We start from the raw sequence: 21467 nt of genomic DNA on the forward strand, positions 1-21467 counted from the left end.
TTATATGAAGCGATAATCGAGACGAATTTTACGAAGCCTATCATCTGTGATAATGCCCATATCTTGGTGAGTTGTGAGGATCACACAGCCACCATTATCCGCATGCTGAATAAATAACTGCTCCAGTTCTTCGACGCCTTTTTTATCGATTGCAGTAAAAGGTTCGTCAAGGATCCAAATTTTACAGTTGCTATGCCACAATCTTGATAGCGCTGTTCTGCGATGCTGGCCTGCGGATAAATGCCCCGCGAGAGCTTCTTCAAAGCCCGTTAAATTGACTTTGGCTAAAATCTCTAACGTATCAAAGTCATCATAACCACTGATTCTTAAATTGAAATTAAGGTTTTCTTCGGCAGTCAGCTCGCATTTCACGCCAGCTAAATGGCCTAAATACAAGAGGTCTTCATTGTATTCATCGCGGCAACGGTTTATGTCTTCATTAATGTAAAAAGTTTGTCCGGCATAGGGGCGAGAAAGGCCCGCCAATATGCGTAATAAACTGGTCTTGCCTGCGCCGTTAGGGCCTTCAATCTGAACAATGTCACCGGCATTTATATCAAAACTTAACTCATCAAAAAGGATACGTTCTTCGCGGATACAGGTCAGCTTGCTGGCTGACACTAATGTGGTTTCTTTAGTTATATTTGTCACTGAACCCTCTATCTCAAGCCGGAAGGAAACACAAGTCATTCTAACACAAACGTTATTGGGGGTTTACTCTTGGTTTGCACTAGATGTCAGCAATATGATGTGGTTCCAATAACCGCAATATTTATCGAACTTTTTTACGACTTGCTAATATATTAACGAATTTGTCATCCTTGTCGCCTGATTCATTTTGTGTTGAGATTCTAATCACAAAAAGATGAGATTTCTTGAAGTTTGTAGTAATCTTAGTCGGCTATAATGAGTCTGCCTAAGTAAGGGCGGCGCCGAGCTTTGTACGTATTTGCATTAGGAACATTGAACATGAAAAAACTGTTAGCAATGACTGCTGTCGCTGCTTTGACTATGTCAGTTAACGCTTCAGCTCAAGATGCTGAGGCTATTTATAATAAGGCATGTACCGTATGCCACAGCATGGGTGTTGCTGGTGCTCCAAAAGTGCACAACGCTGCAGAATGGGAACCACGCTTAGCTAAGGGTGTTGACGCTCTAGTGAAGAGTGTGAAAACCGGTCTGAATGCTATGCCACCAGGCGGTATGTGTACTGATTGTACTGATGATGATTACAAAGCTGCTATCAAATTTATGTCTACAGCTAAGTAATTCTTCAGATATAAAAAAACCGGCGAAAGCCGGTTTTTTTATATCTGCAATTAACTGCGATTTATTGCACTTGAGTATCAAGTACTAGGTTCGCTGTATCGCCTACGGCGACTTTACTGATCTTGCCTTGAATATCACCCGTTTGCGGTTTGATATTACCTTGTTTAGACAGCACAGCAATCACTTCCACATTGGCTGCATCGCTTAACTTCACATCACCACCCATACCGCTGCTGTCATCTAATGTCACTGTAATCGGGAAAGACTTAGCACTGACTTTGGTTGCAGCTAATGGGACTTTAGGTCCTTCAGTTGCACGGGCAAAGATGAAAATGGTGTCTTCTGGACTGGCTTTAGCCGCAAGTTCTGCAGAGATAGATATAGTGACATTGACCGATTTAGCACTCGCTTTGACTTGCTTATGTGCATCATCATTTGGCATGCCAGCGGTTTCCGACTGCATGCGTAAGTTAGCGGTTTCGATTGCATTCATAAGAGCTGCACGATCAACGTCGGCACGACCGCTATCTAAAATCGTTTGCCAAGAGGTGATGGCTTTCTTGTAGTCAGCAGTAAAGAAAGCATCCATACCCACGAGCAGTAGCGTTGAAGGATCTTGGGCATCCATAGCTAAGGACTCATCGATAAGAGCTTGGATTTGCGGTGTCATTTGTTGACCCGCTTTGTAATACATCGCCGTTGCTTTTGGACCGAGCAATTCTGCATGCTTTCCGACTAATTCGATTACTTTATCGAAAGCCACAATCGCTTTATCGTATTGGTTTGCTGATACATAAGCATGACCTAAGCTAAACCACAGTTGGCTGTTTTCTGGCTCGGCTTTAACTTGAGCTTCCATCATCTGCACGCGTTGCATCATGATTTGAGCCGTATCCATTCCCGCATGTGGATTTGCAGGTTGTTGAGCACTATCAATATTCTCGAAGGCGCCTAAGTGTTGATAGAGATAGCCTGAGATAACAATCAAACAAACTGACATGATCGACGGCCACAGAATCGTCTTTGGCTTTATTTGGTTGACCAGTGAATCGTCGTTCGCTTGTTTGATGTCTTGGAGTAGACTGATTTCCAGTTCTTTCTTCAATGCATCAAATTCGGCTTGATCGAGTAGCTCTTCACTTAATTCTTTTTCAAGAACGCCTAAGCGCTCATTGAACAATTCAAGGTTCGTTTGTTTACGAACTCCAGCTTCTTCCGTTTTCAGCAATTTTTGCTGTCTGAAGTGCGGGATCCAAATCAGCATCAGGCCGACTAACATAACAAGCGCAATAAAAATCCAAAATGTCGTCATTGTTTCTATATTCACTTTAGTTTGCAGAAAGCGGAGTAACCGCTAGGCTTGGAAGCAAGATTATACGTAAAGATTGTTCATTGAACAGTAATATAAGGTAATCCCAGTGCTGAAAGCTTATAGTTGGGCACTGGTTCACAAATTGATTCTTCTTGTAAATTTTGTATGAAACTTAAGTGTCATTTGTCGGTCACATGCAGAACTGAGCCTCTTCCGTGACTTTCATCGACCTCTAAAATTGAGAATGAGACAAGTAACCCAGTTTTGTACGAAAGAGGCAGACAGGAACAATAGCAAATACTAAAATGAGCAAAATTTCGTGCATTTGCGTGAATAGCATGTTGTGCGTTGAGATAGAGTCTTTCTAAATCAACATATTATTGAAGACTGAGGAAAACCCATGATCCCAGAACTTGGACACTTTGCGTTGATAATAGGGGTGGCTTTTGCCTTCTTATTAATCAGCGTCCCCCTAATAGGTGTTGCCAGAAAAGACCAATACCTTGTTAGGTACGCTTGGCCATTAACGTACGGAATGTTCTTTTTTATTACCTTATCTGTTGTCGTGCTGGCTTATAGTTTTGCCGTCGATGATTTCTCGGTCGCCTATGTGGCACATCATTCAAATTCTCAGTTACCTATCTTCTTTAAGATCTCGGCCGTATGGGGCGGTCATGAAGGGTCACTGTTATTTTGGGTGTTTGCTTTATCAACTTGGGCGGCTGCGGTTGCCTTGTTTAGCAAAGGTTTAGAAGAAGTGTTTACTGCCCGTGTGCTGGCAGTATTGGCTCTTATTGTGATTGGCTTTAGTTTGTTTATGCTACTCACATCTAGCCCATTTGAACGTTTATTCCCGATCCCAGCCGAAGGTCGTGACTTAAATCCAATGCTGCAGGACGTGGGATTAATCTTCCATCCTCCTATGTTGTACTTGGGTTATGTGGGCTTCTCTGTAAGCTTTGCATTTGCGATTGCTGCGCTGATGAGCGGCCGTCTCGATTCTGCATGGGCTCGTTGGACTCGTCCATGGACATTGGCTGCTTGGACCTTCCTTACGGGCGGTATCGCACTAGGATCTTGGTGGGCTTATTATGAATTAGGCTGGGGCGGTTGGTGGTTCTGGGATCCTGTTGAGAACGCCTCTTTTATGCCTTGGTTAGTGGGTACTGCGCTTGTTCACTCTTTAATTGTGACTGAGAAACGCGGCGCCTTCCGTAACTGGACTGTATTACTGTCTATTTTTGCTTTCTCTTTAAGTTTGCTTGGTACCTTTATTGTTCGCTCAGGTGTATTAACCTCAGTGCATTCATTCGCAGCCGATCCAAGCCGCGGTATGTTCATTCTGTTGTTACTTGGTTTAGCGGTTGGCGGTTCATTAACACTGTTTGCTTTACGTGCTAGTGAAATGAGTAGTCCAGCCCGTTTCGAACTTAAGTCTAAAGAAACTATGCTCTTAGTGTGTAATGTGCTACTGACGGTTGCCGCAGGTACGGTACTATTGGGTACATTATATCCATTGCTCATCGACGCGCTTGGCATGGGTAAGATCTCTGTTGGACCCCCATACTTTAATGCGGTGTTCGTGCCTATCGTATTAGTGCTATTTGGCTTTATGGGTATTGGTCCAATTATTCGTTGGAAAAAATCGAAAGCGGGCGAGCTTAAGCGTCAGCTATTGATCCCAGCAATGATTGCTGCTGCTATCGGTATTGTGACTCCTTTTATCGTCGATGGTGCATTCAATATTTGGGTTGCCTTTGGTATTGCTGCCGCGGCTTGGATTATTCTGGCTACCGCAAGAGCGGCCTATAACATGGTCAAGTCGAAAGAAGGTGATATCAGCATCAGCCGCATGGGCCGTAGTCAGCTTGGTATGATCTTTGCGCATCTCGGTATTGCCGTTTCTGTGATTGGTGCCACTATGGTGTCAAATTACTCGATTGAGAAAAGTGTTCGTATGGGACCTGGTGTAAGCCAAGAACTTGCCGGTTATACTTTTAAGTATCTCGAGACCAAAAACGTAGTGGGTCCTAACTACACTGCACAGCAGGGACAGATAGAGATCTACAAGGGCGATGAGCTACTGACATTACTAAAACCAGATCGTCGTCAATATAATGTGCGAACTATGGATATGACAGAAGCCGGTATTGACTGGGGTCTATTCCGTGACTTGTACGTAACTATGGGTGACCCTATTACCAGCACTGAATTTGCGGTTCGTTTAAACTATAAGCCGTTCGTGCGTTGGTTGTGGTTTGGGGCAATTTTCATGATGATAGGTGGATTCTTCGCTGCATCGGATAAACGTTACCGTGCGAAAGTCACTGCAGCCGTCGCGCCTTTGGCCGAAAAGGCAAAATTGGCAACGGCTCAATAATTGGGGAATGTATGAAGAAGTTGGTTCTGTTTATCCCATTGGTCATATTTCTCGCCATGGGGGTGTTTCTCTATAAAGGGTTATTTCTGAATCCGCAGCAATTGGATTCAGCACTGGAAGGGAAGCCTATTCCGGCTTTCCAACTGGAACGACTAGAAACACCGGCTGAGATCATAACGAATGAGCAATTAAAAGGTAAGGTATCATTACTTAACGTATGGGCGACGTGGTGTCCATCTTGTAAATATGAGCATCCTTTCTTAGTGATGCTAAAACGTAAAAATCTTCTGCCAATTTACGGGATCAACTATCGTGATGAGCGTGTTCCTGCGTTAGAAGAGTTAAAACGTCAGGGCGATCCCTACAACGTTAATATTTATGATAAAGATGGGCGTTTAGGATTAGATCTTGGCGTTTATGGTGCTCCAGAGAGTTTTATTGTTGATCACAACGGTATTATCCGTTTCCGTTATGCAGGTCCAATTGACCAACGTGTATGGAGTGAAACCCTTTACCCTATGATCCAACAATTACAAGCTGAAGCAGCGAAGGATGGCGCAGCATGAGAACGCTGATAAAAATCATAGGTGGTCTAGTGCTGATGTTCAGCATGACGACCGCTGTCATGGCAACACCAGTTGATACTTACGAATTCAAGTCACCTGAAAATCAAAAGCGCGGTTTGTCTTTGGCCCATGAACTACGTTGTCCACAGTGTCAAAACCAAAATTTGATTGACTCCAATTCACCCGTTGCTCGAGATCTGCGTCTTGAGGTATTCAAGATGGTTGACGAAGGAAAAGGGGATGATGAGATCATCGAGTTTATGACCAGTCGTTATGGTGAGTTTGTTCTCTATAAACCTAAGATGGAAACCAAGACCTACATTCTCTGGTTAGGTCCTATTGGTTTATTACTTCTGGGTCTAGTGATTGGATTTATCTTCATTCGTAAGCAACGTATTGGCGGTAATGTGCCGAACGAAATTAGCGCAGAAGATCAGCGCGAGTTAGATACCTTGCTAAAGCGCAATACAAAATGAAGCATAAAGTCATAACGGCATTCATGTTGTCATCCATTCTTTCGGTATTTGTTGCTGGGGTCGCGCATGCGTACCCTGGTATGCAGCAAACGGCTAAACCGATGGAATCAACGGTTGATTTGATCAATGTACTGCCAAAGACTTTTCCTATTGAGCCTGTTGCCTTTAATGATGTTGATGGTAAAGCTATCGACTTCAGCCAATTTAAAGGCAAGATCATTATGGTTAACATGTGGGCGACTTGGTGTCCGCCATGTGTTAGAGAGTTGCCTGCAATCGAAAGGTTAGCTACTAAGTTCAAGACTGAAGATTTTGTCGTACTGCCTATCTCTATTGATGCAGAAGGTAAGCAGCAGGTTCAGCCGTTCTTAAGTTCATTGGGTATGGCGAATTTCAACTCTTACTACGATCAACCACAAAGTCTTGGGAACGTTTTTCCGCTCGACACGATTCCTGCGACCTTTATTCTTGATCAACAGGGTCAATTAATTGCCTTTGTTCGATCCTATGTTGATTGGGATGACGTAAAAGCCGTCTCGCTAATCCAAGGTTTTATCGATAAAGGCAGCAAAAAGCCCAATTAATGGGCACTTTGCATGTAAAATAATCGCCATCGTTTAAAAGATCGCCATGCGATCTTTTTTCATTTAAAAAGCCCTTGCACAAAAAGTTTCACTGCCTATAATGCGCATCCACTGACACGGCAGACAGCGAAAGCAGGCTGACGAGTTAGGTTAAATTGAGTCGCTTTTAAGCACTTAATTCAACCGCAGCAAGAAGTTAAAAAAACTCCTTGACGCGAAACGGGAAATGCGTAGAATACGCAGCCCTAGCCAACTGGAAGCGTTCGGCGCTCAGTGTGGTACTCAAGTTCTCTTACGGATATTGAGTTGCTCTTTAACAAGATAAAACAAGAAATCTGTGTGGACACTCACAGGTGTTGAGTTAATCGAAACTGCTTAACCTTCGGGTTGGCAGTCAAAAATTTAAATCAATGTAACAATGAGTGTTCATAGCAATATGTACAGTTTGTTTCTTTAGTTAGAAACAAAAAATCAGAATTCATTGAGCCGTTTGACGAAAGTCAAACAACAAAACTTTAATTGAAGAGTTTGATCATGGCTCAGATTGAACGCTGGCGGCAGGCCTAACACATGCAAGTCGAGCGGCAGCGCAAGGGAGTTTACTCCTGAGGCGGCGAGCGGCGGACGGGTGAGTAATGCCTAGGGATCTGCCCAGTCGAGGGGGATAACAGTTGGAAACGACTGCTAATACCGCATACGCCCTACGGGGGAAAGGAGGGGACCTTCGGGCCTTCCGCGATTGGATGAACCTAGGTGGGATTAGCTAGTTGGTGAGGTAATGGCTCACCAAGGCGACGATCCCTAGCTGTTCTGAGAGGATGATCAGCCACACTGGGACTGAGACACGGCCCAGACTCCTACGGGAGGCAGCAGTGGGGAATATTGCACAATGGGGGAAACCCTGATGCAGCCATGCCGCGTGTGTGAAGAAGGCCTTCGGGTTGTAAAGCACTTTCAGTAGGGAGGAAAGGGTGTAGTTTAATACGCTATATCTGTGACGTTACCTACAGAAGAAGGACCGGCTAACTCCGTGCCAGCAGCCGCGGTAATACGGAGGGTCCGAGCGTTAATCGGAATTACTGGGCGTAAAGCGTGCGCAGGCGGTTTGTTAAGCGAGATGTGAAAGCCCTGGGCTCAACCTAGGAATAGCATTTCGAACTGGCGAACTAGAGTCTTGTAGAGGGGGGTAGAATTCCAGGTGTAGCGGTGAAATGCGTAGAGATCTGGAGGAATACCGGTGGCGAAGGCGGCCCCCTGGACAAAGACTGACGCTCATGCACGAAAGCGTGGGGAGCAAACAGGATTAGATACCCTGGTAGTCCACGCCGTAAACGATGTCTACTCGGAGTTTGGTGTCTTGAACACTGGGCTCTCAAGCTAACGCATTAAGTAGACCGCCTGGGGAGTACGGCCGCAAGGTTAAAACTCAAATGAATTGACGGGGGCCCGCACAAGCGGTGGAGCATGTGGTTTAATTCGATGCAACGCGAAGAACCTTACCTACTCTTGACATCCACGGAATTCGCTAGAGATAGCTTAGTGCCTTCGGGAACCGTGAGACAGGTGCTGCATGGCTGTCGTCAGCTCGTGTTGTGAAATGTTGGGTTAAGTCCCGCAACGAGCGCAACCCCTATCCTTATTTGCCAGCACGTAATGGTGGGAACTCTAGGGAGACTGCCGGTGATAAACCGGAGGAAGGTGGGGACGACGTCAAGTCATCATGGCCCTTACGAGTAGGGCTACACACGTGCTACAATGGCGAGTACAGAGGGTTGCAAAGCCGCGAGGTGGAGCTAATCTCACAAAGCTCGTCGTAGTCCGGATTGGAGTCTGCAACTCGACTCCATGAAGTCGGAATCGCTAGTAATCGTGGATCAGAATGCCACGGTGAATACGTTCCCGGGCCTTGTACACACCGCCCGTCACACCATGGGAGTGGGCTGCAAAAGAAGTGGGTAGCTTAACCTTCGGGGGGGCGCTCACCACTTTGTGGTTCATGACTGGGGTGAAGTCGTAACAAGGTAGCCCTAGGGGAACCTGGGGCTGGATCACCTCCTTACCTATACGACTAACTTAATGTTTGTTGAGTGTTCACACAGATTGCTTGTTTAGCTTCTCTTAGGAGAAGTCAGAGCTAAATGCGCCGCTAGCCGGTACGCATTGTTCTTTAACAATTTGGAAAGCTGATAGTATTTAATTGCATGAGTCTGTCATGTAATTAATTACAAAACGTTTAATGCGAAAGCATTGAACATGAGTTCTCAAACACTTTATTAAGTGTCTTGAATATTCAATAGTAAATTATTCTTTATTGGATAGTTTACGTCTAAGGCGCGTCCACTTCTTTGGTCAGAAGTGAGACAAGTAAAACCAAGCTGGTCGCAATGCGACGCAGATGAGTGAAACTCATTTGGGTTGTATGGTTAAGCGACTAAGCGTATACGGTGGATGCCTTGGCAGTCAGAGGCGATGAAGGACGTAGTAACTTGCGAAAAGCGTTGGCGAGCTAGTAACAAGCATTTGAGCTAACGATGTCCGAATGGGGGAACCCAGCAGCATAAGCTGTTATCGCAACATGAATACATAGTGTTGCGAGGCGAACGAGGGGAACTGAAACATCTAAGTACCCTTAGGAAAAGAAATCAACCGAGATTCCCCTAGTAGCGGCGAGCGAACGGGGATTAGCCCTTAAGTCAGTGGGGTGTTAGTGGAATGCGTTGGAAAGCGCAGCGGCACAGGGTGATAGCCCCGTACATGAAAACTAACCATTGATGAAAACGAGTAAGGCGGGACACGTGACATCCTGTTTGAATATGGGGGGACCATCCTCCAAGGCTAAATACTCCTGACTGACCGATAGTGAACCAGTACCGTGAGGGAAAGGCGAAAAGAACCCCTGTGAGGGGAGTGAAATAGAACCTGAAACCGTATACGTACAAGCAGTGGGAGCGGTTCTTGAGACCGTGACTGCGTACCTTTTGTATAATGGGTCAGCGACTTACATTTTGTAGCGAGGTTAAGCGAATAGCGGAGCCGTAGGGAAACCGAGTGTTAACTGCGCGTTTAGTTGCAAGGTGTAGACCCGAAACCCGGTGATCTAGCCATGGGCAGGTTGAAGGTTGAGTAACATCAACTGGAGGACCGAACCGACTAATGTTGAAAAATTAGCGGATGACTTGTGGCTGGGGGTGAAAGGCCAATCAAACCGGGAGATATCTGGTTCTCCTCGAAAGCTATTTAGGTAGCGCCTCGAGCGAATACCATTGGGGGTAGAGCACTGTTAAGGCTAGGGGGTCATCCCGACTTACCAACCCTTTGCAAACTCCGAATACCAATGAGTACTACTCGGGAGACAGACGGCGGGTGCTAACGTCCGTCGTCAAAAGGGAAACAACCCAGACCGTCAGCTAAGGTCCCAAAGTACTAGCTAAGTGGGAAACGATGTGGGAAGGCTTAGACAGCTAGGATGTTGGCTTAGAAGCAGCCATCATTTAAAGAAAGCGTAATAGCTCACTAGTCGAGTCGGCCTGCGCGGAAGATGTAACGGGGCTAAGCTAGTCACCGAAGCTACGGGTGCACAGTTTACTGTGCGCGGTAGAGGAGCGTTCTGTAAGCCGTTGAAGGTGAAGGGGTAACCCACGCTGGAGGTATCAGAAGTGCGAATGCTGACATGAGTAACGATAAAGGGGGTGAAAAACCCCCTCGCCGAAAGACCAAGGGTTCCTGTCCAACGTTAATCGGGGCAGGGTGAGTCGACCCCTAAGGTGAGGCCGAAAGGCGTAATCGATGGGAAACAGATTAATATTTCTGTACTTCCGCTAACTGCGATGGAGAGACGGAGAAGGCTAGGCTAGCGCGGCGTTGGTAGTCCGCGTTTAAGGTGGTAGGTGGTGTTCTTAGGCAAATCCGGGGACACGTACTTAAATGTACACACTGAGAGCTGATGACGAGGTCCTAAGGGACTGAAGTAGTTGATGCCATGCTTCCAGGAAAATCTTCTAAGCTTCAGGTTAGTGGGAATCGTACCCCAAACCGACACAGGTGGTCGGGTAGAGAATACCAAGGCGCTTGAGAGAACTCGGCTGAAGGAACTAGGCAAAATGGTACCGTAACTTCGGGAGAAGGTACGCTCCTGTTGGTGATGAGACTTGCTCTCTAAGCTGACGGGAGTCGCAGATACCAGGTGGCTGCAACTGTTTATCAAAAACACAGCACTGTGCAAACTCGCAAGAGGAAGTATACGGTGTGACGCCTGCCCGGTGCCGGAAGGTTAATTGATTGGGTTATCGCAAGAGAAGCTCATGATCGAAGCCCCGGTAAACGGCGGCCGTAACTATAACGGTCCTAAGGTAGCGAAATTCCTTGTCGGGTAAGTTCCGACCTGCACGAATGGCGTAATGATGGCCACGCTGTCTCCAGCCGAGACTCAGTGAAGTTGAAATTGCGGTGAAGATGCCGTATACCCGCGGCTAGACGGAAAGACCCCGTGAACCTTTACTATAGCTTGGCACTGAACATTGAACCTACATGTGTAGGATAGGTGGGAGACTATGAAGTTGTGACGCTAGTCATGATGGAGTCGTCCTTGAAATACCACCCTTGTAGTTTTGATGTTCTAACCTAGGTCCCTTATCGGGATTAGGGACAGTGCCTGGTGGGTAGTTTGACTGGGGCGGTCTCCTCCCAAAGAGTAACGGAGGAGCACGAAGGTTGGCTAAGTACGGTCGGACATCGTACGGTTAGTGCAATGGCATAAGCCAGCTTAACTGCGAGACATACACGTCGAGCAGGTACGAAAGTAGGTCATAGTGATCCGGTGGTTCTGAATGGAAGGGCCATCGCTCAACGGATAAAAGGTACTCCGGGGATAACAGGCTGATACCGCCCAAGAGTTCATATCGACGGCGGTGTTTGGCACCTCGATGTCGGCTCATCACATCCTGGGGCTGAAGTCGGTCCCAAGGGTATGGCTGTTCGCCATTTAAAGTGGTACGCGAGCTGGGTTCAGAACGTCGTGAGACAGTTCGGTCCCTATCTGCCGTGGGCGTTGGATGATTGAAGGGAGCTGCTCCTAGTACGAGAGGACCGGAGTGGACGAACCGCTGGTGTTCGGGTTGTCATGCCAATGGCATTGCCCGGTAGCTACGTTCGGAATCGATAACCGCTGAAAGCATCTAAGCGGGAAGCGAGCCCTAAGATGAGTCATCCCTAGGAATTTAATTCCTCTAAAGAGCCGTTCGAGACTAGGACGTTGATAGGCATGGTGTGTAAGCGTTGTGAGGCGTTGAGCTAACATGTACTAATGACTCGAGAGGCTTAACCATACAACCCAGATGGGTTTTACTGAAAATGTTCCAGACATTTTCTAGCACTTCCTCCTTCCATGGAGGTCGTACGAAAAGCCTTAGACAGAATACAGATGCTTGATAAAGTTAAAGACTCAAAGAAAATCAGCTTTCCGAATTATTATTAACGTGGTCCAGAGATGGACACGGTAATAAACAGAATTTGCTTGGTGACAATAGCCTTGTGGAACCACCTGATCCCATCCCGAACTCAGAAGTGAAACGCAAACGCGCCGATGGTAGTGTGGGGTCTCCCCATGTGAGAGTAGGTCATCGCCAAGCGCCTAATTTAGGTTAACGTGTAGACGTTAAGCTAAAGGAGCGGTAGTTCAGTTGGTTAGAATACCGGCCTGTCACGCCGGGGGTCGCGGGTTCGAGTCCCGTCCGCTCCGCCAACATTAAGAGATAAGCCTCATCGAAAGATGGGGCTTTTTTCGTTATGGCGTCGCGGATAATTCATGTCCCGTGACGCACATGCTTCGGGCTCGAAGCATGTGGTTATCGTCATAGCCGGCCATCCCAATTCCTACGAGTGTACGTTATTGTTATTCGGATCAGTCCGAGATAATTTTAATCTCTTGGCTTGTAGCTGACGCTCTATCCCTACTGGTAACGTCTATTTTTTTCTCGTCCTAATTGACTTAATATCGTTTATATTGAAGTATTTATTATTAAGCAGATACTTAAATTCCAAGAATGATTGAAATTGAGTAATTTGCCCCAAGATCGTCTTAAGTGCTGCAGTTTTGTAGCGTCCATCAATGAGGTCTATGCCATGCTTTATGATTTAACGGTTGTACAATTTAGCAAGATGCTGAAAAATTTAAGCGTTATTCTTGAAAAAGGCGAATGCTTCGCAAACCTCAAGAAAGTTGATATGGCGGTTCTTTTAAACTCACGTTTAGCGCCGGATCAATTCAATCTTATTCGCCAAGTTCAAATTGCCTGCGATACTGCCAAAATTGGCGTAGCACGTTTGACTGATAACTTAGATACAGTGCCAAAGCATGATGATAGCGAGACGACGCTGGCTGAGTTGCAAGCGCGTATTAGCTCGGTTTTGGATTATTTAGCAACGTTTAAAGCGGATGATTTTGCTAATGCGGCCACGATCCATGTCTCACAACCACGATGGGAAGGAAAATATCTTACAGGTTATGAGTTTGCCATTGAGCACGCTATTCCGAACATTTACTTCCATGTAACAACAGCCTACGCGATTTTGCGCCACAACGGTGTTGAAATTGGCAAGAAAGATTACCTCGGCGCTATGCCATATAAGTCGTAAATCTAGGCTAGATGTAGTACTGTTGCGTAGCCTAATTGTTGCGCAGCAGCGCTTTGCCGCTCGAGCTTACCAACCTTTCTGCATTACTACCTGTTCTTTCTCTACCTATGTTATGCCGCTTTGTCGCCGTGAAATTTAGGACTCGTTAGGGTTCTGTTGCGTCGATGAAGTCAATCAATACTCAGTTTTTCATTTCGACCTTATGTCTCGATCGTCTTCATCCTATCAGCATGTATTTAATCTTGTTGGCTTAGATGAATGATATGGACCGTAAGTCTATGAGTCGCCAAATTATCTGTTACTTAAATAGTGAATGGCGAATTGACTCATTATAGATGACCTGTTTTTTCGTCTAGAGCAGGGATTTACTGGAAGAGCCTATTTAAGGTTCTAATTAAAGGAGTTAGCTATGTCTATCGAATCTCAAGCCGTCGAGAGTCCTACGGATGCAACGACAACTGATTTACCGATGAAGAGCAAGAAAGCCAAAAAAGCCGCCATTACCAGTGGTTTGCGTCTCAAAGACAAGTTGACCCAAGACACTCGCCGCCGAATTGAAATTCTGCACGAGCAACGCCAACTATCCAATCGTTTCGGTGTGGATATTGAAATTGACTAAAGCCATCGGCTTGTCGCTAAGTATTGGATATCACATTTAGATATTTAGCCCGCATGTACAGCTTCACGACGTCCGTCGTGGAGCTTGCTCACTCTCCTTAAGCATTCACTTCTTAAATTCATATTCCATTATCGTGACCATCTCGCCTTTATAATCTTCCAGTGAAATTATTGACCAACCCAGCGCTCGATAAAAATCGGCTTTATCTGCAGTAAACAAATAGATTTTCTGTAAACCAATCGCTCTAGCATGCTCAATGACGGCATTGACGAGCAACTTACCTAATCCTTTATTTCGATGGTTTGCATTCACATACACATTGGCGAGCCACGGGCTTAAGTCAGTTCGGCTGTCCATATCTGCGATGATTAATGAAGATGATCCCATCACTTGATTTGCCTGTTCGCAGATAAACATCTTGGGGATGGCGGCGTCAGTTAAATACTCGTTCATTTCCTCAATCAATGTAGTGACTGAAGCATCCGCAGAACTCAAATGTGCCCATGCTTGATGATGCCACTCCGCCAATTGTGGAATGTGCTGCGGGGCAGATTTTAGGTCGATAACTTTCATATAAATCTCTAGATTGATTGGTGAAAGGGGTTTGAATGGGCAACTTATACCCTCTATTGGCTTGCATGAACTTAGTGGACACAGGCCGAGTGAGTATACCGCTTAATTCGGGATCGGCAGAAATACGCTGGCGTTAAGTCCGCCTTGTTTAGCGTTGCTAAAGCTGAGCTCGCCTTGATAGCTGTCGACAATATCCTTGCAGATAGACAATCCTAAACCATGGCCCTGGATGCTTTCATCTAGCCGAATGCCGCGCTCAATGATAACGGACAGCGCGGCATCGGAGACACCTTCGCCATCATCACTCACTTCTATCCCATAGCCTGTGGTTGGCACGTCCTGCTGACTAATACGGATCTCAATGTTCTTGCGGCCATGCTTGCAGGCATTATCCAGCAAGTTGCCTAAGAGTTCGAGTAAGTCATCCCGATCAAACGGCATCACTAAGCCGCTCGTGTAATGGCTATGAATAATGCGGTCTGGGTAAATGCGCTGCATCACTTGAATCAGTGGCGCTAGATCGTCATCGAGCACAGTATAACGCCCTGGAGTGGACAGGCCGACAATCTTAGTGCGCTTAAGCTCTCTCTCGATGATGTGGTGCAGGTTTGCGAGCACCTTGCTGCCCTCACTCCGCTGTTCTGGTGGAAGGCTTTCTAGGTAGGACTGCAGCCCTTGTAACGGACGTTTCATTTCGTGGGCTAAGTTACCCAAGGCATTACGGGAGCGTTGTACTCGCTGGCCCAATTGATTGACTAAACGATCTATCTCTTCGATCAGTGGGACTATCTCGCTTGGCACTTGGTCAGGATTGATTTCTTGCCCTTGGGTGCGCATTTGCCGGATAGCTTCTGGCATCTGCTCTAAGGGTTTAAAACCGCGTTTAAGTAATTGATACTGGGTTATTAATAGAATGACAATCGTGAGCAACACGGCTGCGCTGGCAAAGGCTAAAAACTGTACTTGGGTTTGTTCAAGCGAGCTAATATCTTCTGTCACCCACAGAGTAACTAATTGATCATCTTTGATAACGGCCTGACTGAACATCAGCCAATGCTCTTTGCTGACAAACTCAGTGGCTTGGTGTTGCTCACCAGCGGTCAGTTTTGGCATGTTCACGTTATGGTCGAAAAGGGAGCGTGAACGCAGAGTTTGCTCGCCGATTTGAATCGCAAAATAATGCCCAGAATTAACCCTGTGGTACACATTGGGCAAGCGGTCGGTGGTGAGCGCCCATGTGCCATCGGGATTATGATTCAGGGCGGAGATCAGGCTGTCGGCATCGTGTTGTAGACGCGAAGCGACAAAGTCTTGGGTTAATATTTGGATGCCTTGGTATAGAAAATATAATAACAGCACCATGGCAAAGGTGAGCGTGATCAGCAGATTGCGCGTCAGATAACCCTTGAGTGAATACACGCCTTTACTCCTTGAGTCGATAACCTTGGCCGCGGCGGTTTTCGATATAATCCTTGCCTAAGCGCTGGCGCAGGCGGTTGACGTACACTTCGATGACATTGCTGTCTTTGATTTGATCTTCTTCGTAAATGCGTTCACTGAGCTCTGACTTAGAGACGATCTTGCTGGGATTGACCATTAAGTAATGCAGCAGACGATATTCAATCTTAGTCAGTTCTATCACTTCACCATCAACATTGGTGACGGCTTGTTTGTCGACATCGAGGGAGACGCCTGCATGCTGCAACATATTGTCGGCACGGCCAAAGTGGCGGCGGATCAACACTTCGAGCCTTGCGAGTAGTTCTTCAATGTGAAAAGGCTTGCCGAGGTAATCATCCGCACCCGCCTTGAGGCCGTCGACCCGTTCGTGCCACGCATCACGGGCGGTGAGAATAAGCACTGGCATAGCCAAGCCTTTTTGTCGCCATTGGCCAAGGACTTGTAAACCGGGTTTGCCGGGTAAACCGAGATCGAGGATAACGGCTTCGAAGTTTTCTTCTTCGCCTAAAAAGGCACCATCGATACCGTTATCGGCGTGCTCGACGGTATAACCCGCCTTGTTGAGTGCGGGAATCAGGCGCGCGACCAGATCGGTATCATCTTCAATCAATAGCAAACGCATCAGTCGACCTTTTCCTTTAGCCACTCGCCGGTTTTGGCGTCAATTTTGATTTCATACACTATGCCATCATCGCGGAGTATTTCGAGCTCGTAAATGATCCTTCCATGTTTTTGCTCGACTTCGAGATCGAGCAATCGTCCCTTTAGCCGTGATTCATAGCGTTGCATTATGGTGTCGAAGGGCAAAACCTTGCCCTCCTTAACCCACTCGACCACCTTGTTTGAAAGATCATCGTCGTGGGCATTGCAGCTGGGGCTGCTAATCATCCCAACGGCCAAAGCCAGGAATATTAACGGTATCTTCATCGAATATGCCCTTCTCTGCGAGGTTGTGACAATTGCTGCATTGACTGAATGAGCTGACTTTGGGGTTATCTTGCACCATACGTCTGGGGATCTCATCGTGTTTGCGAATAAAAAATGCCTGTTCTGTGATCTTCTGCGGCCCAGAACCTACGAGCAGCGGCGTGCTGTTTTTCATCACCTTACCATTTTGCGCGGCATGTTGGACCAGATATTCCTCAATTTTGGCAGTGACTTGAGGCTCTACGCTGGCGTTGTCACCAAAGTGATTCTCAAGATTTGCGGTAATGGCTCGCCACTTGTCGGCGGGGAGTAAATTGGCTGGATAAGCCATGTGGCAGCTGCCACATTCTGCCGTATATTCCGCATTTTGTGGAACAGCGCGGCTGAGCTCGCGGCCATCGTCCGCATAGCCTGTGCCGGTTAAGGTTAGGCTGACACCGATAACGCCAATGGCCAATGCCGCGGCTGTGAGTGATGAGCCGAGGAGCCTGCTAATAGGGTGTGCTTGTTGAGTCATGACATCTTCCTTTTTGTGCCGTTACCTTCTGTGGAAGGTATTGAAATTAATCGATCTAATTAAATGAGTTATTGAATGAGTAATATGGTCGACATTTGGCGGTTATTGCAGGCTTAACCAGAGTAAGGCATCGCCTTTTTCCTGCGGTGTGCAGTCGCGCTTAAAGGTCCAGTTACAGTTACGGCTAAACCATTTCTCAATTTTGGCTGAGTCGGTTAACCGATCTGCGGTAATCGACGGCGCCATAGGGTCAATGGGTTTGCGGGTATTTTGGTGCATCCCCATGTCGGTGACTTTGGCGGTATGGCAACTGGCGCAGCTGCGGCCGTCCATGTCCTGTAGCCAAAGCTTTTGTCCTGCGGCGGCGGTAAAAGGTCCAGCGCCTTGGGCTTGATAGCTTTGCAGCTGCGTGCCAATACGCTCGGCGCTAAGTGGCAGGCTTTGCACTTTACTGTTGGCGGCGCTAACGCTAAGGCTAGTCAGCAGCAAGGTGGAAATCGCGACAATGGCAAGGCGACTTTTATTCGTATGTCTGGTTAATCTGTTCATAGAGCATTCCTTTTGGGCTGGATGTCTTATTGCTAAGCAAAATGGCTAATGGATTAATCTTTTTGTTCCGCAGGGCGTTGTTTCTTGCCCGTGACCATAGCTCTGACTAAGTTTTCTTTGTGTAACAGGCTGCTGACGATGACGCCGCCAACATGGATGACCACAAGGAACACTGTGAAGTTGGCAAAGAATTCATGGACTTCTTTTATGGCGCCTTCAGGCCAAGTGGCGAAAAAGCTCGTAGCTAATGGGCCGTGCCCGTCGGTTGCGTACAGCGCCATGCCTGAGAATCCCGTGATGGCTATGCTGGCAATCAAGGCCACTATCATCATTGCCCCAGCGGGGTTATGGCCTATGTAGTCTTTGGCTTTGCCCGTGACGAGTCCTTTGAGGTACACCAGCACTTCTTTAGGGCGAGTGATAAAGTTGCTAAAGCGCGCATTGTGGGTACCCATCACGCCCCAGAGCAGGCGAAACACCAGTAAAATTAAGATGCTATAACCTGCGTAACTGTGGATGGTCATCCACTCGTCTTCGCCTTCAGTGAGGTAGGCTAAGGCAAAAAAGCCGACGAGTGACCAATGGAATATGCGGATCAACAGGTCCCAGACTTTGATGGTTTGCAGTGTGTTTGATGACATGATGTGACGCTCCTAAGTGGGTTTAGGTGTAGGCTACTTAACCCAAACTTAAACCTCGCTTAAATTTTGAGGCGCGAACATTTATTCGAATTGATAGGCTTGAGTGGCGCGGTTGCTCGGGTGGTGAGCCTTAAATGTCAACGAAAACTCACTTGTTAACCTATTGGTATTACGGTAGATTCTGCCACCTCAATCGAGTGAAGGGATTAACTTATTTATGTCTACCGCCGTTATTCGCGCTTTTATCAGCCGCAATCCGAGTCGTAAATCCTTTTGTATTTATGCCGTTTTATTATTTTTGACTGAAGTCTTAATCGCTTTATATGCACCTGCGGGTTTTATTCGTGGTTTTGTGGGCGATGTACTAGTAGTGATCTTACTGTTTTGTATGGTGCGGGCTGTCGTTCCGGTTGACAGCCCAGCAGAAAAGTCCCTAGCACAAAACACAGGCGAGGGCATGAAGCGTTTTTTTCAAACTCCTTGGTTGGCGTTTTCGGTATTGCTGTTTGCCTTTGCTATCGAGTTTGGTCAGTATTGGGGTTTAGTCGACAAGCTAGGCTTGGGCGGAAATCGCTTGGCGCGAATAGTGATAGGCAGCCATTTTGATCCACTTGATCTCGTGGCGTATTTTGTCGGTTATTTGATCTTACTGGGCTGTTATTGGAAAAGCCGTCAGTTCTAGTGATTTGAATTTGCAAGAGCCGCGTGATGTGTGTGTTCGCGGGTAGGCGAGATAGGTAGGCGAGATAAGTGGGGTAAGGGATGCAGCCGATAACGGGGTTTTCACTGCTAACAGAGCATGCCGATGGGTTTGAGCCTAATCCACTGAAAATGCCTCTGTATTTCAATGGTCAACCTACTCATACCTTTATTGCTGGCTTAGTGATTGAAGGCCAATATCGCTGCGTTTTATCCAATAAAACCTTGGGGTATTTGGTCATCACTTCTTTCGATTGTCCCTTCGAAGAATCGACCGAGTTTAGTCTGCTTGATGAAGGGTTTAAGCTCATTGCGACAACCTCTTTGGCGCAAATGTACGATTCTTTTCTGCTTTATGCCCATTGGCCTATGACAGATAACCGACTGAGGTTGCACTATTACGGTCAGTTTGTGCTGGATTTAGTGATGACAACGGGCAGTTCTTGGTTACCTTTTCAGCCAAAACTTAAACTGGTTGAAGTTGTCGATCCCCAAAGCGATCCACAAACAGCCTCCTCTCTTGCTGAATTAGCCCAGCGTTTAGCGCGGATTGATAATATAAACTGAGTGAGGTTTGAATTAAATTCAGTTAAAAAAGAAAGGGCTATTCGCCCTTTCATGTTTATCACTTGTATCGATTACTCATGCGGAAAGTTTAATAAGCTTGCTTGCAAAGACGTTTAAAAACCGAAATAAAAGCTTCCTCACATCAGCTTGTTTGAGCCCCAAAAACCTTAGAAGAAACCTAAAGGATTCACATCGTAACTCACCAAGAGATTCTTGGTATTTTGATAGTGGTTGAGCATCATCTTATGGGTTTCGCGGCCGATGCCGGATTTTTTGTATCCACCAAAGGCGGCATGGGCTGGATAGGCGTGATAACAGTTAATCCACACGCGGCCCGCTTGAATGCCACGTCCCATGCGTTGAGCCGTGTTCATGTCCCGTGTCCACACACCAGCGCCTAGGCCGTACTCAGTATCGTTCGCGATCGCTAAGGCTTCGGCTTCATCTTTAAAAGTGGTGACCGAAATGACGGGGCCGAAGATCTCTTCTTGGAAGATACGCATCTTATTGTGGCCTTTCATAATCGTCGGGCTGATATAATAACCTTCGCTTTGACCGCCATCGAGTTGGCAAAGTGTGCCGCCCAATAGTACTTCTGCACCTTCAGCCTTACCTATGGCTAAGTAACTTAAGATTTTATCGAATTGCTCTTTAGAGGCTTGAGCGCCGACTTGAGTGTCGGTATCTAAGGGATCGCCTTGTTTAATGGTTTGCGCGCGGGCGAGCACTTTTTCGATAAAGCGATCGAAAATCGATTCTTGGACTAGCACCCGAGATGGGCAAGTACAGACTTCACCTTGGTTAAAGAAGGCCAGCAACATACCTTCGACGGCTTTATTTAAATATTCGTCCTCATGGTCCATCACATCGGCAAAAAACACGTTAGGCGACTTACCGCCAAGCTCAACGGTCGATGGAATTAAGGATTCGGCGGCGCATTTTAAAATGTGATAGCCAATTTCGGTGGAGCCCGTAAAGGCCAATTTAGCGATGCGTTTGCTGGTGGCCAGTGCTTGTCCCGCTTCGGCACCAAAGCCGTTGACTACGTTAAGAATACCCGCGGGTAATAGGTCTTCAATCAGTTCGAGCAAGACCAGAATCGATACCGGCGTCTGCTCCGCAGGCTTGAGTACTACACAGTTACCCGCCGCTAGCGCAGGGGCGATTTTCCATGCCGCCATCAAGAGTGGGAAGTTCCAAGGAATGATCTGGCCGACCACGCCTAAAGGCTCTGGGAAGTGATAACTGACTGTGTTGCCATCGATATCGGCGGCACTGCCTTCCTGCGCGCGGATACAACCGGCAAAGTAGCGGAAGTGATCGACGAATAAGGGCAAGTCGGCATTTAAGGTTTCACGCACCGCTTTACCGTTTTCCCAGGTTTCGGCAACGGCTAAGTATTCGAGATTTTGCTCGACGCGATCGGCAATGCGCAGTAACAGGTTTGAGCGCTCGGTGACTGAGGTTTTACCCCAAGCGTCTTTGGCTGCGTGGGCAGCATCTAATGCTAATTCAATATCTTGGGCGTCGGAGCGTGGGATTTGGCAAAAATTTTGGCCATTCACGGGTGAGCGATTGTCGAAGTATTTGCCATTGACTGGGGCGACCCATTTTCCGCCGATAAAGTTGGCGTATTTTTCTTTGAAGTTAACGATTGCGCCTGCGGTTCCGGGTTGAGCATAAATCATAGAATC

Annotated in this window: 19 protein-coding genes, 1 tRNA gene and 3 rRNA genes; 13 read left to right on the plus strand and 10 right to left on the minus strand. The window is 46.9% G+C overall.

Annotation, left to right across the window (positions count from 1 at the left end; translation table 11 throughout):
- Nucleotides 1-651, minus strand: a complete 651-nt coding sequence (ccmA, locus tag RA178_RS01255; RefSeq protein WP_306684209.1) for a cytochrome c biogenesis heme-transporting ATPase CcmA — start codon at nucleotides 649-651, stop codon at nucleotides 1-3.
- 318 nt (nucleotides 652-969) lie between these two features.
- Here ccmA and RA178_RS01260 point away from each other — a divergent pair, with 318 nt between their 5' ends.
- The gene (locus tag RA178_RS01260) at nucleotides 970-1269 is read left to right on the plus strand and encodes a c-type cytochrome (RefSeq protein WP_105251041.1); all 300 of its coding nucleotides are present in this window, start codon (nucleotides 970-972) and stop codon (nucleotides 1267-1269) included.
- Between the two features lie 61 nt (nucleotides 1270-1330).
- Here RA178_RS01260 and ccmI read toward each other — a convergent pair whose 3' ends face one another.
- The gene (gene ccmI / locus RA178_RS01265; RefSeq protein WP_306685383.1) at nucleotides 1331-2581 is read right to left on the minus strand and encodes a c-type cytochrome biogenesis protein CcmI; all 1251 of its coding nucleotides are present in this window, start codon (nucleotides 2579-2581) and stop codon (nucleotides 1331-1333) included.
- Nucleotides 2582-2981: 400 nt separating this feature from the next.
- On the opposite strand from ccmI, the gene RA178_RS01270 reads away from it, so the two are divergent.
- From RA178_RS01270 to RA178_RS01315, 10 genes are all read left to right on the plus strand, one after another.
- Nucleotides 2982-4961, plus strand: a complete 1980-nt coding sequence (locus tag RA178_RS01270; RefSeq protein ID WP_113941594.1) for a heme lyase CcmF/NrfE family subunit — start codon at nucleotides 2982-2984, stop codon at nucleotides 4959-4961.
- Between the two features lie 11 nt (nucleotides 4962-4972).
- The gene (locus RA178_RS01275; RefSeq protein WP_105251044.1) at nucleotides 4973-5527 is read left to right on the plus strand and encodes a DsbE family thiol:disulfide interchange protein; all 555 of its coding nucleotides are present in this window, start codon (nucleotides 4973-4975) and stop codon (nucleotides 5525-5527) included.
- On the plus strand, nucleotides 5524-6003 hold the full coding sequence (gene nrfF, locus RA178_RS01280) for a heme lyase NrfEFG subunit NrfF (protein ID WP_105251045.1): 480 nt from the start codon (nucleotides 5524-5526) through the stop codon (nucleotides 6001-6003). Before RA178_RS01275 ends, nrfF begins: the two co-directional genes overlap by 4 nt.
- Nucleotides 6000-6587, plus strand: a complete 588-nt coding sequence (locus RA178_RS01285) for a TlpA family protein disulfide reductase (protein ID WP_113941593.1) — start codon at nucleotides 6000-6002, stop codon at nucleotides 6585-6587. Before nrfF ends, RA178_RS01285 begins: the two co-directional genes overlap by 4 nt.
- A 516-nt stretch (nucleotides 6588-7103) precedes the next feature.
- Nucleotides 7104-8646 (plus strand): 16S ribosomal RNA (locus tag RA178_RS01290).
- A 362-nt stretch (nucleotides 8647-9008) separates the two neighbouring features.
- Nucleotides 9009-11911, plus strand: a 23S ribosomal RNA gene (locus tag RA178_RS01295).
- 187 nt (nucleotides 11912-12098) lie between these two features.
- Nucleotides 12099-12214 (plus strand): 5S ribosomal RNA (gene rrf / locus RA178_RS01300).
- The 16S, 23S and 5S rRNA genes sit together here with 1 tRNA gene alongside, the layout of an rRNA operon.
- A 36-nt stretch (nucleotides 12215-12250) precedes the next feature.
- Nucleotides 12251-12327: transfer RNA gene (locus tag RA178_RS01305), tRNA-Asp, on the plus strand.
- A gap of 380 nt (nucleotides 12328-12707) precedes the next feature.
- The gene (locus tag RA178_RS01310; protein WP_063885021.1) at nucleotides 12708-13220 is read left to right on the plus strand and encodes a DUF1993 domain-containing protein; all 513 of its coding nucleotides are present in this window, start codon (nucleotides 12708-12710) and stop codon (nucleotides 13218-13220) included.
- Between the two features lie 409 nt (nucleotides 13221-13629).
- Complete coding sequence (locus RA178_RS01315; RefSeq protein WP_105251048.1) at nucleotides 13630-13839, plus strand: hypothetical protein; 210 nt, start codon at nucleotides 13630-13632, stop codon at nucleotides 13837-13839.
- Nucleotides 13840-13944: 105 nt separating this feature from the next.
- Here RA178_RS01315 and RA178_RS01320 read toward each other — a convergent pair whose 3' ends face one another.
- The 7 genes from RA178_RS01320 to RA178_RS01350 form a co-directional block, all read right to left on the minus strand.
- Nucleotides 13945-14412, minus strand: coding sequence for a GNAT family N-acetyltransferase (locus RA178_RS01320; RefSeq protein ID WP_306684211.1), 468 nt, complete (start codon nucleotides 14410-14412; stop codon nucleotides 13945-13947).
- A 102-nt stretch (nucleotides 14413-14514) separates the two neighbouring features.
- Entirely contained in the window at nucleotides 14515-15831 is a 1317-nt protein-coding gene (locus tag RA178_RS01325) for a sensor histidine kinase (RefSeq protein WP_306684213.1), read from the minus strand.
- Nucleotides 15832-15835: 4 nt separating this feature from the next.
- The gene (locus RA178_RS01330; protein WP_306684215.1) at nucleotides 15836-16495 is read right to left on the minus strand and encodes a response regulator; all 660 of its coding nucleotides are present in this window, start codon (nucleotides 16493-16495) and stop codon (nucleotides 15836-15838) included.
- Nucleotides 16495-16761, minus strand: coding sequence for a PepSY domain-containing protein (locus RA178_RS01335; RefSeq protein ID WP_012196525.1), 267 nt, complete (start codon nucleotides 16759-16761; stop codon nucleotides 16495-16497). Before RA178_RS01335 ends, RA178_RS01330 begins: the two co-directional genes overlap by 1 nt.
- Complete coding sequence (locus tag RA178_RS01340; protein ID WP_306684216.1) at nucleotides 16754-17317, minus strand: diacylglycerol kinase; 564 nt, start codon at nucleotides 17315-17317, stop codon at nucleotides 16754-16756. Before RA178_RS01340 ends, RA178_RS01335 begins: the two co-directional genes overlap by 8 nt.
- 102 nt (nucleotides 17318-17419) lie before the next feature.
- A complete protein-coding gene (locus RA178_RS01345) occupies nucleotides 17420-17866 on the minus strand; it encodes a DUF1924 domain-containing protein (RefSeq protein ID WP_306684218.1) in 447 nt (148 codons plus the stop codon).
- Between the two features lie 53 nt (nucleotides 17867-17919).
- Nucleotides 17920-18507 (minus strand): cytochrome b/b6 domain-containing protein, encoded by a 588-nt coding sequence (locus tag RA178_RS01350; RefSeq protein WP_306684220.1) that lies wholly within the window; start codon nucleotides 18505-18507, stop codon nucleotides 17920-17922.
- A 217-nt stretch (nucleotides 18508-18724) separates the two neighbouring features.
- Here RA178_RS01350 and RA178_RS01355 point away from each other — a divergent pair, with 217 nt between their 5' ends.
- A complete protein-coding gene (locus tag RA178_RS01355; RefSeq protein WP_219234744.1) occupies nucleotides 18725-19189 on the plus strand; it encodes a ribosomal maturation YjgA family protein in 465 nt (154 codons plus the stop codon).
- Nucleotides 19190-19269: 80 nt separating this feature from the next.
- A complete protein-coding gene (locus RA178_RS01360) occupies nucleotides 19270-19773 on the plus strand; it encodes a hypothetical protein (protein WP_173242649.1) in 504 nt (167 codons plus the stop codon).
- 167 nt (nucleotides 19774-19940) lie between these two features.
- Here the strand turns inward: RA178_RS01360 and exaC are convergent, their stop codons facing one another.
- The gene (gene exaC, locus RA178_RS01365) at nucleotides 19941-21461 is read right to left on the minus strand and encodes an acetaldehyde dehydrogenase ExaC (protein WP_263201478.1); all 1521 of its coding nucleotides are present in this window, start codon (nucleotides 21459-21461) and stop codon (nucleotides 19941-19943) included.
- Nucleotides 21462-21467: the final 6 nt, after the last annotated feature.

Origin of the sequence: Shewanella oncorhynchi (assembly GCF_030848765.1) — a bacterium.
GTDB lineage: Bacteria > Pseudomonadota > Gammaproteobacteria > Enterobacterales > Shewanellaceae > Shewanella > Shewanella oncorhynchi.

What these genes read in the sequence shown, in the direction of transcription:
- RA178_RS01260 (WP_105251041.1), top strand. Translation starts at nt 970, where the DNA reads ATGAAAAAACTGTTAGCAATGACTGCTGTCGCTGCTTTGACTATGTCA.
- ccmI (WP_306685383.1), bottom strand. Translation starts at nt 2,581, where the DNA reads ATGACGACATTTTGGATTTTTATTGCGCTTGTTATGTTAGTCGGCCTG.
- RA178_RS01270 (WP_113941594.1), top strand. Translation starts at nt 2,982, where the DNA reads ATGATCCCAGAACTTGGACACTTTGCGTTGATAATAGGGGTGGCTTTT.
- RA178_RS01275 (WP_105251044.1), top strand. Translation starts at nt 4,973, where the DNA reads ATGAAGAAGTTGGTTCTGTTTATCCCATTGGTCATATTTCTCGCCATG.
- nrfF (WP_105251045.1), top strand. Translation starts at nt 5,524, where the DNA reads ATGAGAACGCTGATAAAAATCATAGGTGGTCTAGTGCTGATGTTCAGC.
- RA178_RS01285 (WP_113941593.1), top strand. Translation starts at nt 6,000, where the DNA reads ATGAAGCATAAAGTCATAACGGCATTCATGTTGTCATCCATTCTTTCG.
- RA178_RS01310 (WP_063885021.1), top strand. Translation starts at nt 12,708, where the DNA reads ATGCTTTATGATTTAACGGTTGTACAATTTAGCAAGATGCTGAAAAAT.
- RA178_RS01315 (WP_105251048.1), top strand. Translation starts at nt 13,630, where the DNA reads ATGTCTATCGAATCTCAAGCCGTCGAGAGTCCTACGGATGCAACGACA.
- RA178_RS01320 (WP_306684211.1), bottom strand. Translation starts at nt 14,412, where the DNA reads ATGAAAGTTATCGACCTAAAATCTGCCCCGCAGCACATTCCACAATTG.
- RA178_RS01330 (WP_306684215.1), bottom strand. Translation starts at nt 16,495, where the DNA reads ATGCGTTTGCTATTGATTGAAGATGATACCGATCTGGTCGCGCGCCTG.
- RA178_RS01335 (WP_012196525.1), bottom strand. Translation starts at nt 16,761, where the DNA reads ATGATTAGCAGCCCCAGCTGCAATGCCCACGACGATGATCTTTCAAAC.
- RA178_RS01340 (WP_306684216.1), bottom strand. Translation starts at nt 17,317, where the DNA reads ATGACTCAACAAGCACACCCTATTAGCAGGCTCCTCGGCTCATCACTC.
- RA178_RS01345 (WP_306684218.1), bottom strand. Translation starts at nt 17,866, where the DNA reads ATGAACAGATTAACCAGACATACGAATAAAAGTCGCCTTGCCATTGTC.
- RA178_RS01350 (WP_306684220.1), bottom strand. Translation starts at nt 18,507, where the DNA reads ATGTCATCAAACACACTGCAAACCATCAAAGTCTGGGACCTGTTGATC.
- RA178_RS01355 (WP_219234744.1), top strand. Translation starts at nt 18,725, where the DNA reads ATGTCTACCGCCGTTATTCGCGCTTTTATCAGCCGCAATCCGAGTCGT.
- RA178_RS01360 (WP_173242649.1), top strand. Translation starts at nt 19,270, where the DNA reads ATGCAGCCGATAACGGGGTTTTCACTGCTAACAGAGCATGCCGATGGG.
- exaC (WP_263201478.1), bottom strand. Translation starts at nt 21,461, where the DNA reads ATGATTTATGCTCAACCCGGAACCGCAGGCGCAATCGTTAACTTCAAA.